We start from the raw sequence: 14,749 nt of genomic DNA, 5'->3' as shown, positions 1-14,749 counted from the left end.
TGATGAGTTATGACACCACTAAAAGTAAAAATATTCAAATAGGAGGTGTCATAGGTAAGTAATTGAACCATTAGAAGGTAAAATCATCAAGTGTGAGCAGAAAATTCACTACTTATCCCTCTCACCCAAGATAGAACGCTGCGCCCGTTTCACCCTATGGGGTCGGGAGTATCCCCGAGCAACGGCCATCATGAACACCTCATGATAACTGTATTGCCCCGTCACTGCTCTGCCAACCGCGAAGCGGCTCCTGCTTTCATTACCATGCCCGGGAGTGTTTTTTCCATGACGGTTTCCAGCCATTTGGATGTGTTGAGCATCGCTTCGAGGTCGATGCCGGTTTCTGCCCCCATTTCTTGGAACATATGAATCATATCTTCGCTTGCCACGTTTCCAACAGCAATCGGGGCGAATGGGCAACCGCCGAGTCCTCCAAGCGCGGCGTCGAACATGCGCACACCGGCTTCGTAACCGGCAGCAACATTAGCAAGGCCGAGTCCGCGTGTGTTATGAAAATGAAGACCTAATGGCACTTCCTCTCCGAAACTTCTTTTAAAATCCGTTACCGTATCCCTGACTTGAATAGGGTTAGCCATACCGGTCGTATCGGCAAGTACGATTTCTTGAACGCCGACATCAAGGAATGCTTCCGCGACACGGAAAACTCGGGCGCGGTCAACCGTCCCTTCATAGGGGCATCCGAAAACAGTGGAGAGAATGGCGGCTGAAGGGCGCCCCGCGGCACTTGCATCTTCAACCACAGTCGACAGCTCCTCAACGCTTTCCGAAACGGTGCGGCGGACGTTTTTCTGATTGAATGTATCGCTTGTGGCCGCCGTAATATGCAAGCGATCGACCTTTGTAGCGAGTGCGCGCTCCAAGCCGGAACGGCTGAGCACGAGACCGGCATACGTGATGCCTTCTCTTTCCGGAAGTGCTTCCATCACTGCTTCGGCGTCTGCCATCTGCGGGACGACTTTCGGATTCACAAAAGATGCTGTTTCGAATTTTTTGATACCGGTGTCCATAAGCTGATTCAAGAGTGCGACCTTATCTTCTGTGGTTACGTGCTTTTTTTCATTTTGCAGTCCATCTCTGGCTCCGACTTCACATAAATGAATCATATGACGAATCTCCTTTCAGCGAAGATTAGAGAGAAAGTTTTGAACTATTTTTATCTTAACATGCAACTTTCCCTCCGTAATCATTAGCCATATAGGGTAAAAAAACAAGGAGCTGATCCTATGGCGATGCCCAATCGGCAAGGACCGAAAAAACAGTGCAACTTTTATTGGAACCTATTTTAAACCTATGGAGACACTGTCGGGATTGCTCATCACGCCGCTTATGGAACAGCATGAATAGAAAGCAGGCCAAACAGTGGATACGGAAGACAGCGAATAAAATGGTAGAACATAAAGATGAATGATCCAAGCTGGACCAAGCCGTCGGCGACGGTGAGCATGGTATAAATATGGAAGGGGCTCCGAGCAGTTGTGGAAAACCTGGATGATTGGCGGGATTTACCGCTGTCCCAACTGATGCAAAACGTCGGCAGTACACTCGTTTCCAACACAGGCGGTGCTTCAGGTCCATTATACGGGACTGCTTTTATGCGTTTGGGGACGGCTTGGCAAGACGTGGATCACGTGAATGGCCCGGCGTGGATGTCGGGGATGGCAAAAGCCGTGGAAGGGATCGCTCAACGAGGAAAAACACAAGCCGGTGACGGAACGCTTTTGGATGTCTGGTCTCTTGTAGCAGCAATCCTTGATGAAAAAGAACCGGCATGGAAAAAAATCGAGGGTGCTGCGAAAAAAAGAATGACCGATACGGAAAGCACGGTCGTCAAAAAGGGCGCGGAGCACTGCTCGGCGATAAATCGGTGAGTCACCTCGACCCGGGAGCCGTATCGAGCTTTTATTTGTTTCAAGCACTGGCAAAGACAATTAATGAGGGGGGGAGGATGTTGGAAGGGAATCGAGTGGCGATCTTTTTAACCACTCACGTAAAAGGCCCCCTCAATCGTTCATGGCACCTTTGTTTGGGCGATTTTTCCTTTCGCTGGTCCCATTGCTCGCCCATGACACCTCTGATTGGAACATTCCTCCTTCTAGTGGTCCCATCATTCGTCTTGGGACCACTGATTGGATCATTTCTCCTTTCAGTGGTCCAGTGGTCCATCCTCTTCTGGTTAGGATTGTTTGTCTCCCATGGTGCTGTACGGTTACCTTAGGGATCCATGCGGATCAATTACGAATTTTTTTGGTGCCCCTTGATCGAAATCCGCGTAACCCTCCGGCGCTTCATCGAGGGTAATGACTTGTGCGTTGACGGCTTTCGCGATTTGCGCATTGCCGGATAAAATCGATTTCATCAAACCGCGGTTATAGTACATCGCCGGTGTTTGCCCGGTGACAAAGGTGTGTGCTTTCGCCCACCCTTGTCCGAAGCGGACGTTTAACGATCCTGTCTGCGCATTTTTATCCTTAGCGCCCGGGTCTTCGGTGACATATAAACCGGGGATGCCGAGTCCTCCGCCGGCTTGGGTGACATCCATAATGGCGTTTAGAACGGCGGCCGGTTGTTCGCCGCTTTCCCCATGGCCGGAGGCTTCAAATCCAACCGCGTCAATCGCGGCGTCCACTTCCGGAACACCTAAAATTTGTTCAATTTGTTCGCCGAGCCGGTCATGCTCTTTTAAATTAACGGTTTCACAACCAAAGCTTTCAGCTTGTTGCAGACGTTCTTCAATGAGATCGCCGACAATCACCGTGGAGGCACCGAGCAGTTGGGCAGAATGTGCTGCAGCCAGCCCTACAGGTCCCGCGCCTGCCACATATACCGTGGATCCCATCGAAACGCCTGCAGAATAGGCGCCGTGAAAACCGGTAGGAAAAATATCTGTCAGCATCGTTAAATCCAGTATTTTTTCCATCGCTTGATCTTTATCCGGGAATACGAGGAGCTGAAAGTCGGCGTAGGGGACCATCACATATTCGGATTGGCCGCCCACCCAGCCGCCCATATCGACATATCCATAGGCAGAACCCGGACGGTCCGGATTAACGTTTAAGCAAATATGTGTTTTTTGTTGTTGGCACATGGTGCAACGCCCACACGCGATATTAAAGGGGACGGAAACCATGTCCCCTTTTTTGATGAATTCCACATCGCGACCGGTTTCAACAACCTCGCCGGTAATTTCATGGCCGAGCACCAACCCTTTTGGCGCCGTGGTTCGCCCGCGGACCATGTGCTGGTCGCTCCCGCAAATATTTGTTGTAATTACTTTTAAAATAACGCCGTGTTCGCATTTGCGGCCGACATTTTCTTTTGGAACGCCGGGACCGTCCCGGAGGACTAATTCTGGATATCCGATATCCTCAACGGTCACTTTACCTTCGCCTTGATAAACCACGCCTTTGTTATTTGCCAAAGATACCCCTCCAGTAAAGATAATGAATGAACCCGTGTTGGAACGAGCTTAACAATGCTTTACCCTTTTTGTTGTTCTTGTAATCACATTTCGGAAAATATCGAAATTTTCCAAGGGAAGAATCATTTCACTTGATGATGCATCGTGAATAATGATAAAGTGGTTACAAACATTTTAATACAAAAACTTCGGGGCAGGGTGAAAGTCCCTACCGGCGGTGACAGTCCGTGACCCGGTTTGCGTTTGCAAAACGGTGGATCTGGTGGAACTCCAGAGCCGACAGTGAAAGTCTGGATGGGAGAAGTTTAAGATGCGTACCTTCAAGCGAACGGTGCTGGAAGTGTATGTACGATTGCAATACGTCGTTCACGCGTATTGGATCCTCATCAAAAAACGAACCTCGGAGTCGCGCACTCCGGGGTTTTTTGTCCCTGAAAAAGGAGACCGTTGGCCATGAATGATCATTGGTTTATGCAGCGCGCCCTGGATTTGGCTGCTGCGATGGAAGGGCAGACGTCGCCGAATCCGATGGTGGGCGCTGTCGTTGTAAAAGACGGAAGGATCGTCGGAACCGGTGCTCATATGGGTGCCGGGGGAAATCATGCTGAAGTTCACGCGTTACAAATGGCGGAGGGGCGTACCAGTGGCGCAACGATGTATGTCACGCTCGAACCTTGTAATCACCACGGACGCACGCCGCCTTGTACGAAAAAAATCATTGAAGCAGGGATTACACGTGTCGTCGTTGCCGTAAAGGACGTGAATCCGGAAGTGGCCGGCAGTGGCATCGAAGCGCTTCGGGATGCCGGGGTGGAGACCGAGGTGGGTGTATTGGAAGAGAAAGCGGGAAAGCTAAATGCAGCGTTTTTTCATTTCGTACAAACCAGCAAGCCGTACGTCACTGTGAAAACAGCTTCCACCCTCAATGGGGCAATGACATCGCCTAAGGGTCTATCCCCATGGATCACTGGAGAAGCGGCGCTTGAAGAAGTCCATCAACTTCGTCATAGTAATGACGCCATCCTCGTAGGGGTTGAAACCGTATTAAATGATAACCCGTCGCTCACGACCCGTTTAGAAATCGAAGGAAGAAACCCGATCAGGGTTGTCCTGGACCGTCATTTGCGCACGCCAGGTGATGCGCGGCTGGTTGCCGATGGCAAGGCTCCCACATGGATTTTTACAGAAGAAAGCCCGGAGTCGAATCATGCATCTGTATTGGAGCAAAAAGGTGCTAGAGTCATTTCGATGTCCACGGTAACCGCGAAAAGTGTGCTCACGGAACTCGGCCGGGCTGATATTCAAACCGTTTTGGTCGAGGGCGGACAAACGATCATTTCCTCGTTTATAGCCGAAAATGAAATCCAACGTTACATCTCCTATGTCGCGCCAAAGTTGTTCAGTGCAGATGCCGCTAACACAGAGCTCGAGGTGGAGCATGCACAAATGGTCGGCGGGGATATTAAAATTACAGCGACACCTAAGAAGGGGGATGCATCATGTTCACAGGGTTGATTGAGGAAGTAGGAATGGTCGAAAACATTGTTCAAACCGGCCAAAACGGTCAAATAACGATCCGTTGTGCGCACGTATTGGAAGACACACGGATCGGGGATAGCATTGTCGTGAACGGAGTGTGTCTGACGGTGACTTCGATCCACGACGCACAATTTACGGCTGATATCATGGCGGAAACGTTCGCGAGCTCGACTCTATCCCAACTCAGGCACAATGATCCGGTCAACTTGGAACGGTCCATGGCTGTTGCCGATCGTTTTGGCGGCCATATCGTCGCGGGCCATACCGATGGGGTCGGGGAGATTATCCAACGCACGCCCGAAGGCGGATCGGTTAATTTTGAGATTAAGGTGAAGGGTGGCTTACTACGCTATATTGTGCAAAAAGGCTCGGTGGCCGTGGATGGCATCAGTCTAACGGTCGCTCGCGAGTATGCCGACAGCTTTATCGTCGCGATCATCCCCCACACACTCAAAGAAACAAATCTCGGCAGCAAATCTGTCGGCGATTACGTAAATATAGAAACGGATATCATCGGCAAATATGTAGAAAAATTATTGCAGCCCGCAAACAGCCATGATCAATCGGAGCAAACGATCGATGGGCTTCTCGAGAAAAGCGGCTTTTATGAAAGGAGGGAAGGCTGATGTTTGATTCGATGGAAAAGGGGATTAAAGCACTTCGCGAAGGGAAAGTTATCATCGTTTGTGATGATGAAGACCGTGAAAACGAAGGGGATTTGGTGGCACTGGCGAACACCGCGACTGCCGATACAGTGAACTTCATGGCCAAACACGCCCGTGGGCTTATTTGCGCCCCGATCACACGGAAACGAGCGGACCACTTGTCCCTCCAACAAATGGTTCATGACAACACGGATTCACATGGCACGGCGTTTACGGTCAGCGTGGATCACCAAGATTCTACCACAGGCATTTCTGCCGAGGAACGGGCGAAAACGGTGCGTGCACTCGCGTCCGATACGGCAAAGGCTTCCGACTTTAAGCGGCCCGGGCATATCTTCCCTCTTGTAGCTCAGGATGGCGGTGTCCTTAAGCGGGCGGGCCATACGGAAGCGGCTGTGGACCTCGCGAGAATCGCCGGTTCAGACGCAGAGGCAGGTTTGATTTGTGAAGTCATGAATGAAGACGGAACGATGGCGCGCGTGCCGGATTTGAAAGTTGTTGCTGATGAGTACGACATTCCCATGATTACAATCGCTGATTTGATCCATTATCGGCGCGAACACGATGCACTGGTGCAGCGTGAAGTGGAAACATCGTTGCCGACGAAATTTGGTTTTTTTAAGGCGATCGGGTACACAGATGCAGATGAAGGGCAGGAAAACATTGCACTCGTCAAAGGGAATATTGCAGACGGTGAACCTGTGCTCGTACGTATTCATTCGGAATGTATGACCGGCGATGTGTTTGGGTCTGAGCGCTGTGATTGCGGACCGCAACTGCATGCGTCTCTTGAAAAAATCAAAGAAGAAGGCCGGGGCGTTCTTCTTTATATGCGTCAGGAAGGCCGGGGAATCGGGCTCATGAATAAACTTCGTGCATATAAACTGCAAGAAGAGGGGTATGACACGGTGGATGCCAATGAGCAACTCGGCTATTCCGCTGACTTGCGCGACTATGGCATCGGCGCTCAAATTTTGCGGGACTTGGGGATAGAAAAGGTACGGCTGTTGACGAACAATCCTTGGAAAATCAGCGGTCTCGAAAGCTACGGGATCCATGTGGAGGAACGTATCGGCTTGCAACTCCCCCCTGTGGAACACAATGAATCTTATTTGAAAACGAAGTTTCATAAGCTCGGACATTTGCTTGAATTTTAGGAGGTCAATCATGGGAGAAACATTTGAAGGAAACTTGGTCGCTACAGATGTAAAAATAGGGATTGTCGTCGGTCGTTTCAATGAATTCATTACAAGCAAGCTCCTTGAAGGTGCAGAAGGAACGTTGGTCCGGCACGGGGCAAATCCGGACAACATTGATGTCGCCAAAGTTCCCGGCGCCTTTGAAATTCCTTTTGGCGCCAAACAGATGCTGCAATCTAAATCGTATGATGCAATCATTACGCTCGGCACCGTTATCCGCGGTTCAACGCCTCATTTTGATTACGTGTGCAATGAAGTCGCCAAAGGCGTTTCGTCTCTGTCCCTCTCTTCCGATATACCGGTTATTTTCGGTGTTGTCACGACAGAAACCATTGAGCAAGCGATCGAGCGTGCAGGTACAAAAGCAGGGAATAAAGGAGCGGAAGCAGCCACCGCCGCGATTGAAATGGCGAACCTCACGAGAGTATTACATCCAACAAACTAATAGGTATGCGGAGGTAAGGCGTGACAAAAGAAGCATTTATGAAAAAAGCAATTCAGCTCGCCTGTGATACAGTCGAACGTGGCAACACCCCATTTGGGGCAGTTATCGTAAAAGATGGTGAAATCCTCAGTGAGGAAGCCAACGAGGCAACAACCGAAAAGGATCCAACCGCCCATGCAGAGCTGCTCGCCATACGGGAAGCGGCGAAAAACCTGCGTAGCGAAAATTTGTCAGGGTGTGAACTGTATGCCAGCGGTGAGCCTTGCCCGATGTGCTTGGGCGCCATCTATGCCGCCGGTATCCAGGATGTCTATGTTGCTTATTCCCTCGAGGAAGCAACGGAATATGGTTTGGCTTCGCCGTATGTTTATGAACAAGTAGCTAAACCAAACGATAAAAGGGATGTTTCATTTACTGCTCTGAAACCGAGTAATGTGGAACAACACCCTTATGACGTTTGGAAAAGGAAGGACAAAGCGTAATGGAAAATAAAAATAAAGTTGTCCAAGATACATTTTCAGCAGCAGCAGAAAAATATGTCAATAGTACTCTGCACGCGAAGGGGAAAGATCTACAGGCATTGGCAACAACAAACAAGCTTACCGGTGAAGAAGTGGTGCTTGATATTGCGACGGGCGGCGGACATGTGGCGAACGCCTTGGCACCATTGGCAAAAGAAGTTACCGCCATGGACATAACCGTGGAAATGTTGGAATCGGCGGAAACGTTCATCCGCGGAAACGGGCATGATAACGTTCGTTTTGTTGAAGGAGACGCTGAAGGCCTTCCATTCGCAGATGAAGCGTTCGATGTAGCGGTGAGCAGAATCGCCGCCCATCATTTTTCCAGACCGGATGTATTTTTGCAGGAAAGCTTCCGGGTGTTGAAATCCGGAGGTTCTTTTTTCTTGTTGGATAATACGGCTCCGGAAGCAGATGTGTTTGACACGTTTTATAATGAGATAGAAAAACTGCGCGACCCAAGCCATATCCGCGCATGGAAAAAAAGCGAATGGACCGCAAAAATAGAAGAGGCCGGTTTTACTGTTCAGTATGTGCAACGGTTCCGAAAAACATTTGACTTTCAGGATTGGTGTGACCGTCTCGACGTTGCGGCTGAGACAAGAACTTTGTTGCAGAGTAAAATGATTGACGCGCCTTCATCGCTTCAACAGAAGTTCAACATTCAGTACGGTGAGGATGAAAACGTGAGCAGTTTTGACGGGGAATCGATTCTGTTGCAAGCGAGTAAATAACACATAGATTGGTTTGAATTTGAAATAAAATTGCGACGTTTGTAAAAAAGATACGATGTTAATAAAAAAATTGAGAAGTTGGACCCCTCTTGATAAGTCTGAGGGGTCTTGTGGCGAAAGTAATCAATACGAATGGTCCATATTTGGAAACCTATTCATGCTTAATAAATAGGTTACTATTTTTTGGTGAAGTCATAACGATTTCTTAGTTTTTAAGGCAGATGCTACTTTCCGCTTGAATGAAAAAATATGAAATGATTTATACTACAAATGGAGCGCGATGGTGTAGTTTTTTTGAAACAATAGCTAAAGTGGTGAATATGGTTTCCATTATACTTAAGATATTTGTGTTTATATGTCTAGTCGGGGTAGTGATAGCTTTTTATAAAAAAGTTGATCCTGTTGATATACGAAGCAGAAGAGGTTTCTTTTATCCTTTCGCTTTTCTTTTAATTGCCTTCATATTTTTATTTATAGCTGACTTCATTTAATTGGCGTGCACTCGTGGAATAAGTATTGCGCTCGTTATTGGCTTGTTGGTCCATTTAACCGAATAAGAAGACATTCCTTTAAGTGGATCTTTTATGCTTGTAGCAGAAGCAGCAAATAAAATTGTGGGTTTTGCCAACTTCTCGGCAATTGATAAATATGGGAAGCAGAGCTAGGTGCAATAGATCTTTATCCAGACTATTATTGGTATATGCTTTAGAAGGGTAACGCTATTTACCACGATGTCTGTTATAGTATAATATATTCGTACTAATATGATTTTAGGATGTAGTATATAGGTATAGGCTCCGTAAAAACCAATAATAAACGTAAATTCTATACATTTAGAGGAGGCTGTATGTCTACACTGTTTGAAAACGCAGAGCTGTACGTGTTATCAGAAACAGCAATTAATATTGTTTTTGGAACAAAAATCGATCCGAAAATTCATCGACACACGAAAAAAATGATGAATGTGCTGGAAGACGCTCCATTCGAAGGATATCTCGAATGCGTTCCAAGCTATGTTGGTCTAACGGTGTTTTACGACCCGGTAACGGTGTTTCATACAATGGAGAAAAATGATTCTCCGAGTACATATGTAATGGAACAGTTGCGGGAAAAAGCTCGTGAGATCGGGGATGCCACAGAAGACGAAGATGAGGGAGATGTCGTCACGATCCCCGTTTGTTATGAAGATTCTTTTGGCCCGGACTTATCACATGTGGCAGAGGAAAACAATCTTTCGAAAGAAGAAGTCATTCACATTCATACAAGCGGTGAGTACCTAGTATATATGATCGGCTTTGCCCCCGGCTTTTCCTTTCTCGGTGGCATGTCGAAAAAAATTGCCACACCGCGGAGAAGCGAACCCCGAACAAAAATCCCCGCGGGGGCTGTCGGAATTGCTGGGGTTCAAACAGGCGTGTACCCGCTTGAGACGCCTGGGGGATGGCAGTTAATCGGTCAAACTCCCCTTAAAATGTTTGACTCTAACCGGGAACAACCGAGCTTGCTGAAATCCGGGGATACGGTGTATTTTAAGGCGATTACGCGCGCGGAGTTTGAGTCGTACGAGGAGGGGGACAGGTGAGTTTATCTATCATGAAAGCGGGCTTGTTTACGACCGTCCAGGATCGGGGTCGAATCGGCTTTTTGCATCAAGGCGTTTTGGAGAGCGGCGCGATGGATCGTATATCGCTGCAAAGCGCGAATGCAATCGTTGGGAATCATGAAAATGAAGCCGGGCTTGAAATCACAATGACTGGCCCCGAGATCAAGTTCGAGAGGGATAGCCTGATCACTGTAACAGGTGGCGGGATGATGCCGATGATTAACGGTGTGGCTTATTCACTCGGTGTACCTCTGTTTGTTCCTGCTGAAAGCATGCTTACGTTTAAATCGGTGCCCTACGGCAATCGCGCTTACTTGGCAGTCGCGGGCGGCATCGATGTCCCGATCGTCATGAATAGCAAGAGTACGTATGTGCGAGCAGGAATCGGAGGAATGAAAGGCCGGGCACTAAAAAAAGATGACCGGTTATCTATAGGTGAAAAAGGCAAAGAAGCCAATAAACGATTTGAACAGATCTCTCAAAAAGCGAACGGACGAGCATTCGCTAAAAACTGGGGGGCAAATGGTAGACTGTTGGATCGTGAACAACAAAAAATACGGGTTTTTCCAGGGAGCCATTTCAAACAGTTTACGACCGAGAGCCAGAAACGGTTTTTCCAACAAACGTTTACCGTTTCTACACAATCGGATCGCATGGCCTATCGGTTGCAAACAGAAGAGGACGCCCCCATTGAACGCCAAGAATCCTACAGCCTTTTATCAGAGGCAGTTGCGTTTGGGACGGTACAAATCCCCAATGATGGCCAACCGATCGTTTTAATGGCTGATCGACAAACGACAGGCGGCTACCCGCGCTTTGCACAAGTCGCAGCGGTTGATTTAGGACGTTTTGCACAATTCCGTCCGAATGAAAAAATAATGTTTGAACCGATTACTTTGAAAGAAGCTGAAATGCTTTATTTGAAACAGGCCCAGGCGATGCAAGAGCGGAAAATCGGAATTGCCTTAAAATGGGGCAGTCATTAGAAAAGAGGGTAACAATGTACACTGTTGAAGAGTTACAAGCATTAATGAAAACATTAAATGAGCAGGGACTTGAACATTTAAAAGCTAAGAACGGAGACATGGAAATTGAGCTTTTTAAAAGCACTGGGGTGGCAAAAAAGACTCCAGCAGAAAACACGGAAACAACAGATGAAACCTCCGACATCGAAGGTGAAGAACCGAGAGAATTTACCGATCAACAATCGATCAAGTCTCCGATAGTAGGCACGTTTTACCGAGCTTCGGAACCCGAAGCGGCTCCTTTTATCAAGGAAGGGGATCCGGTTCACGAGGAAACTGTCGTCGGGATTGTTGAGGCCATGAAACTGTTTAACGAAGTGAGCGCGGATGTAGAAGGAGAAATCGTAGACATTCTTGTTGAAGACGGGGCGTTTGTTGAACATGGCGAACCGCTATTCATAGTCAAGGAAGTTTAGTAGAAGGAGAGGACGTCTGTGTTTGGAAAAATACTGATTGCTAATCGCGGCGAAATCGCTGTTCGTATTATTCAATCATGTAGGGAATTAGGGGTGAAAACAGCCGCTATATGCTCGAAAGCAGATCAAAGTGCTTTACATACGAAGCTTGCCGATGAGAGCATCTGTATTGGTGATAACCCCTCACACGAAAGTTATTTAAATATGGAACGAATATTTACTGCAGCCAAAAAAGTGAACGCAGATGCGATTCATCCGGGTTATGGATTTCTAGCTGAAAATGATGAATTTGTTCGCCTTTGTGAGGAACTCGGACTCGCTTTCATCGGTCCATCAGTTGAATCGATTCGCAGTATGGGGGCAAAAGATGTAGCTGTAAAAACGGTTGACAATGCAGGCGTTCCGACCGTTCCCGGATCAAAAGGAATCGTTCATACAAGCGAAGAGGCAAAGGAGATTGCTGCCGACATCGGGTATCCTGTTATGATTAAAGCGGTCGCGGGTGGCGGTGGTAAGGGCATGCGTTTGGCACATACACCCGAAGACTTCGGGAGCTCCTTTGAGCAAGCACGGTCAGAAGCCGACAAGGCATTCGGCAACGCAGACGTATACTTGGAAAAATATATCGATGCGCCACGTCATATTGAGATGCAAATACTTGGTGACCAATATGGAAACATCGTGAACTTCGGTGAACGGGAGTGTTCTATTCAGCGGCGTCACCAAAAAATCATTGAAGAAGCCCCATCTCCAATCATCACCGATGACTTACGGATGGAAATTGGAACAGCCGCGGTAAACGCTGCCAAGGCTGTAGCTTATGAAGGGGCAGGTACGGTTGAGTTTTTAATGAACGTCAACGGTGATTTTTACTTTATGGAAATGAATACCCGTATTCAAGTCGAGCATCCGGTGACGGAGATGATCACGTCCATCGATCTAGTAAAAGAACAAATACGTGTAGCAGCGGGTGAAAAACTTGGATACGAACAAAAAGATATAAAGATGAACGGGTGGGCGATGGAATGCAGAATAAATGCAGAAGATCCGCGCCAATCCTTTCAGCCAACGCCCGGAACCGTGCATACATTTATCCCACCGAGTGGATACCAGGTGCGAACAGATACAGCTCTTTTTTCGGGAGCTGTGATTACGCCGTACTATGATTCCCTTGCCGCGAAAGTCATTGTGCATGGAGAAACAAGGGAGGAAGCGATTATACGTATGAAACGAGCATTGAAAGAAATGCAGGTCGACGGAATTGCAACGACGATCCCTTTTCAACTGCAATTGCTCGAGGATGAACGCTTTTGTAAGGGCGATTTTGATATCGGTTTCATTGAAAACTACGGGGATGAGCTCGTGGCAGCTATGGAAAAATCAAGTCGTGAATAATGAAAAATAACAGTTTTACTCTGCAAGAACCGTCTGCGAAAAAAAGAATAACGATGTCATGCGGGGAGAGGGTTCAAGTGAACATAAATGATCATGCGGATGTGCTGGTCATTGGCTCGGGTGCAGCGGGCATGATGGCAGCTCGAGCGGCAGCCGATCAAGGAGCCAATGTCATCATTGTTGACAAAAGTTTAATTGGCCGTGGTGGAGCAACGGTGCTTGCGCAAATGACAGTGGCCGTGGCATTGGGCGAAGCAGAAGAAGACAGCATTGAGTCCCATTGGGAGGACACGGTTTCCGGAGGCCGTGGGTTATCGGATCCGGAGATTGTCCGTTCAATTGTAGAGCGGGGGCCGGAAGTGATTGCCGATATGGAAAGCTACCGTGTTAAATGGGCGCGAACGGAACAAGGTCATCGATCTCAAGTTGTCTCACCCGGTCATTCGAAGAAACGATGTGTCTATGTGGATATACTGAACACGGGTGGAGCAACATCTAAAGGATTACGGCGTGTGATCAGTAACGATGAAAAAATTAAGCGTCTAAAAAATGTAGCCGTAACACGGTTAGTCACAAGTCAAGGACGTGTCCTAGGAGCTGTTGGTTTTTCAGTGGAAGACATGAAGATGGTCAGCATTTCAGCATCTCAAGTCATTTTAGCGACTGGGGGATTAACAGAAGTTTTTGAACGGAATAGTGCTTCGACAAATATGACAGGAGATGGCTTCCTTCTAGCAGCAGAGGCTGGTTGTGAATTGAGAGATATGGAAATGGTTCAATTTTTTCCTATCGCACATCTCTATCCGCCTGTGGTGGGCATTGATCCAATCATGTGGGACCCCTTTCGTTACAAATTAGGCGGGCGATTGTTAAACGGCGCTCATGAAGAATTCATGGAAACATACACAGGGGAAGTGGCTGGAAAATATACCGCAACACGTGACTTGACGAGCTATGCCATTTTTAAAGAAGTTGAAGCAGGCCGTGGGTCTCCTCATGGAGGGGCATATTTGGATTTTACAATGATTAAAGAGGAGGATTTAAGAAAAGGCTTCGGTCCGGTCATTGATATTCTCGAATCACAAGGCATCGATCTTACGAAAGACATGATTGAAGTTGCACCCATGGCTCATTTTATGTTAGGTGGGGTTAAGGTCAACAATAAATTGGAGACGACGGTCCCTAATCTATACGCATGCGGTGAACTCATCTATGGCATGCATGGAGCAAACCGGCTGTCCGGGAACGCGATGACAGAAGCATTGGTAACTGGCAGAATTGCCGGAGAAAATGCGACACAAAATGTTGGTGAAAGAAACGATGAATATGTAGCAAAAGAAACCAGTAAAGAAAAGAGAAGACTGGAATCTTTTTGGTATCCATCTTCTAAATCGGCGGACGATACGTCAATGCTAACATTTCGCAAGAAAATTCAGACCATTTTGTGGAAAGGCTCAGGGCCACTCCGGGCTGAAAAGGAATTAGAGCAAGCGTTATGTAACATTGAACGTTTGACTGAGGAAATTTCACAGACACCCTTAGAACCGCAAAAACGTTACGCCCTACCTCAAGTAGAGAAGCTTGAAGCGTATACGATGGCTAAATTGGGTGCCGCGATTGTCAAAGGAGCGCTGGAGCGACGGGAATCGAGGGGGGCTCACGTTCGATTGGATTACCCTGATGAGCAAGAGGAAACCTTCAGTTCAAAATTTGATTATAAGGACGGTTGCTGGTCATATTCGAAAGTAAAAATGAAGAATTAAGGGAG

Annotated in this window: 15 protein-coding genes and 1 riboswitch; of the genes, 13 read left to right on the top strand and 2 right to left on the bottom strand. The window is 47.6% G+C overall.

The genetic code is table 11. The features are described 5' to 3' along the window. Positions 1-221 precede the first annotated feature (221 nt). Complete coding sequence (locus DT065_RS10125) at positions 222-1,124, bottom strand: hydroxymethylglutaryl-CoA lyase (protein ID WP_114373035.1); 903 nt, start codon at positions 1,122-1,124, stop codon at positions 222-224. Positions 1,125-1,472: 348 nt separating this feature from the next. On the opposite strand from DT065_RS10125, the gene DT065_RS10120 reads away from it, so the two are divergent. Beyond that, on the top strand, positions 1,473-1,889 hold the full coding sequence (locus DT065_RS10120) for a DAK2 domain-containing protein (RefSeq protein ID WP_114373033.1): 417 nt from the start codon (positions 1,473-1,475) through the stop codon (positions 1,887-1,889). A gap of 338 nt (positions 1,890-2,227) precedes the next feature. Here the strand turns inward: DT065_RS10120 and fdhA are convergent, their stop codons facing one another. Beyond that, positions 2,228-3,460 carry a formaldehyde dehydrogenase, glutathione-independent gene (fdhA, locus tag DT065_RS10115; protein ID WP_227002807.1) on the bottom strand — a complete coding sequence of 411 codons (1,233 nt, stop codon included), beginning with the start codon at positions 3,458-3,460 and terminating at the stop codon, positions 2,228-2,230. A gap of 159 nt (positions 3,461-3,619) precedes the next feature. After that, positions 3,620-3,749, top strand: a riboswitch (FMN riboswitch). Here fdhA and DT065_RS18900 point away from each other — a divergent pair. From DT065_RS18900 to DT065_RS10060, 12 genes are all read left to right on the top strand, one after another. Beyond that, positions 3,750-3,896, top strand: a complete 147-nt coding sequence (locus DT065_RS18900; RefSeq protein ID WP_160112497.1) for a hypothetical protein — start codon at positions 3,750-3,752, stop codon at positions 3,894-3,896. It begins immediately after the preceding riboswitch. Then, positions 3,893-4,954 carry a bifunctional diaminohydroxyphosphoribosylaminopyrimidine deaminase/5-amino-6-(5-phosphoribosylamino)uracil reductase RibD gene (gene ribD / locus DT065_RS10110; RefSeq protein WP_114373030.1) on the top strand — a complete coding sequence of 354 codons (1,062 nt, stop codon included), beginning with the start codon at positions 3,893-3,895 and terminating at the stop codon, positions 4,952-4,954. The genes DT065_RS18900 and ribD overlap by 4 nt, the downstream gene beginning before the upstream one ends. Continuing rightward, positions 4,939-5,604, top strand: coding sequence for a riboflavin synthase (locus DT065_RS10105; RefSeq protein ID WP_114373028.1), 666 nt, complete (start codon positions 4,939-4,941; stop codon positions 5,602-5,604). Before ribD ends, DT065_RS10105 begins: the two co-directional genes overlap by 16 nt. Then, complete coding sequence (locus tag DT065_RS10100; protein WP_114373027.1) at positions 5,604-6,800, top strand: bifunctional 3,4-dihydroxy-2-butanone-4-phosphate synthase/GTP cyclohydrolase II; 1,197 nt, start codon at positions 5,604-5,606, stop codon at positions 6,798-6,800. The genes DT065_RS10105 and DT065_RS10100 overlap by 1 nt, the downstream gene beginning before the upstream one ends. A gap of 10 nt (positions 6,801-6,810) precedes the next feature. Beyond that, entirely contained in the window at positions 6,811-7,287 is a 477-nt protein-coding gene (gene ribH, locus DT065_RS10095) for a 6,7-dimethyl-8-ribityllumazine synthase (RefSeq protein ID WP_114373025.1), read from the top strand. 20 nt (positions 7,288-7,307) lie between these two features. Beyond that, positions 7,308-7,769, top strand: a complete 462-nt coding sequence (locus DT065_RS10090) for a nucleoside deaminase (RefSeq protein WP_193550763.1) — start codon at positions 7,308-7,310, stop codon at positions 7,767-7,769. Then, positions 7,769-8,542, top strand: coding sequence for a class I SAM-dependent methyltransferase (locus DT065_RS10085; RefSeq protein WP_114373023.1), 774 nt, complete (start codon positions 7,769-7,771; stop codon positions 8,540-8,542). Before DT065_RS10090 ends, DT065_RS10085 begins: the two co-directional genes overlap by 1 nt. An 847-nt stretch (positions 8,543-9,389) precedes the next feature. After that, positions 9,390-10,124 (top strand): 5-oxoprolinase subunit PxpB, encoded by a 735-nt coding sequence (pxpB, locus tag DT065_RS10080; protein WP_114373021.1) that lies wholly within the window; start codon positions 9,390-9,392, stop codon positions 10,122-10,124. Further along, complete coding sequence (locus DT065_RS10075; RefSeq protein ID WP_114373019.1) at positions 10,121-11,131, top strand: 5-oxoprolinase subunit C family protein; 1,011 nt, start codon at positions 10,121-10,123, stop codon at positions 11,129-11,131. The genes pxpB and DT065_RS10075 overlap by 4 nt, the downstream gene beginning before the upstream one ends. A 14-nt stretch (positions 11,132-11,145) precedes the next feature. Beyond that, a complete protein-coding gene (accB, locus tag DT065_RS10070) occupies positions 11,146-11,586 on the top strand; it encodes an acetyl-CoA carboxylase biotin carboxyl carrier protein (protein ID WP_227002543.1) in 441 nt (146 codons plus the stop codon). An 18-nt stretch (positions 11,587-11,604) separates the two neighbouring features. After that, positions 11,605-12,981, top strand: a complete 1,377-nt coding sequence (gene accC, locus DT065_RS10065) for an acetyl-CoA carboxylase biotin carboxylase subunit (RefSeq protein WP_114373015.1) — start codon at positions 11,605-11,607, stop codon at positions 12,979-12,981. A gap of 77 nt (positions 12,982-13,058) precedes the next feature. Then, positions 13,059-14,744, top strand: coding sequence for an FAD-binding protein (locus tag DT065_RS10060; RefSeq protein WP_227002541.1), 1,686 nt, complete (start codon positions 13,059-13,061; stop codon positions 14,742-14,744). Positions 14,745-14,749 lie beyond the last annotated feature (5 nt).

The sequence above is a fragment of the Salicibibacter kimchii genome (assembly GCF_003336365.1).
In the GTDB taxonomy this organism is placed as follows: domain Bacteria; phylum Bacillota; class Bacilli; order Bacillales; family Marinococcaceae; genus Salicibibacter; species Salicibibacter kimchii.
Note: the sequence above shows the minus strand (reverse complement) of the source record. Positions and strands in the feature narration are given on the sequence as shown.

Bases quoted from the DNA above. Each gene is read 5' to 3' on its own strand.
- DT065_RS10085 (WP_114373023.1), top strand. From the start codon at position 7,769: ATGGAAAATAAAAATAAAGTTGTCCAAGATACATTTTCAGCAGCAGCA.
- DT065_RS10105 (WP_114373028.1), top strand. From the start codon at position 4,939: ATGTTCACAGGGTTGATTGAGGAAGTAGGAATGGTCGAAAACATTGTT.
- ribH (WP_114373025.1), top strand. From the start codon at position 6,811: ATGGGAGAAACATTTGAAGGAAACTTGGTCGCTACAGATGTAAAAATA.
- DT065_RS10125 (WP_114373035.1), bottom strand. From the start codon at position 1,124: ATGATTCATTTATGTGAAGTCGGAGCCAGAGATGGACTGCAAAATGAA.
- DT065_RS18900 (WP_160112497.1), top strand. From the start codon at position 3,750: ATGCGTACCTTCAAGCGAACGGTGCTGGAAGTGTATGTACGATTGCAA.
- accB (WP_227002543.1), top strand. From the start codon at position 11,146: ATGTACACTGTTGAAGAGTTACAAGCATTAATGAAAACATTAAATGAG.
- ribD (WP_114373030.1), top strand. From the start codon at position 3,893: ATGAATGATCATTGGTTTATGCAGCGCGCCCTGGATTTGGCTGCTGCG.
- pxpB (WP_114373021.1), top strand. From the start codon at position 9,390: ATGTCTACACTGTTTGAAAACGCAGAGCTGTACGTGTTATCAGAAACA.
- DT065_RS10100 (WP_114373027.1), top strand. From the start codon at position 5,604: ATGTTTGATTCGATGGAAAAGGGGATTAAAGCACTTCGCGAAGGGAAA.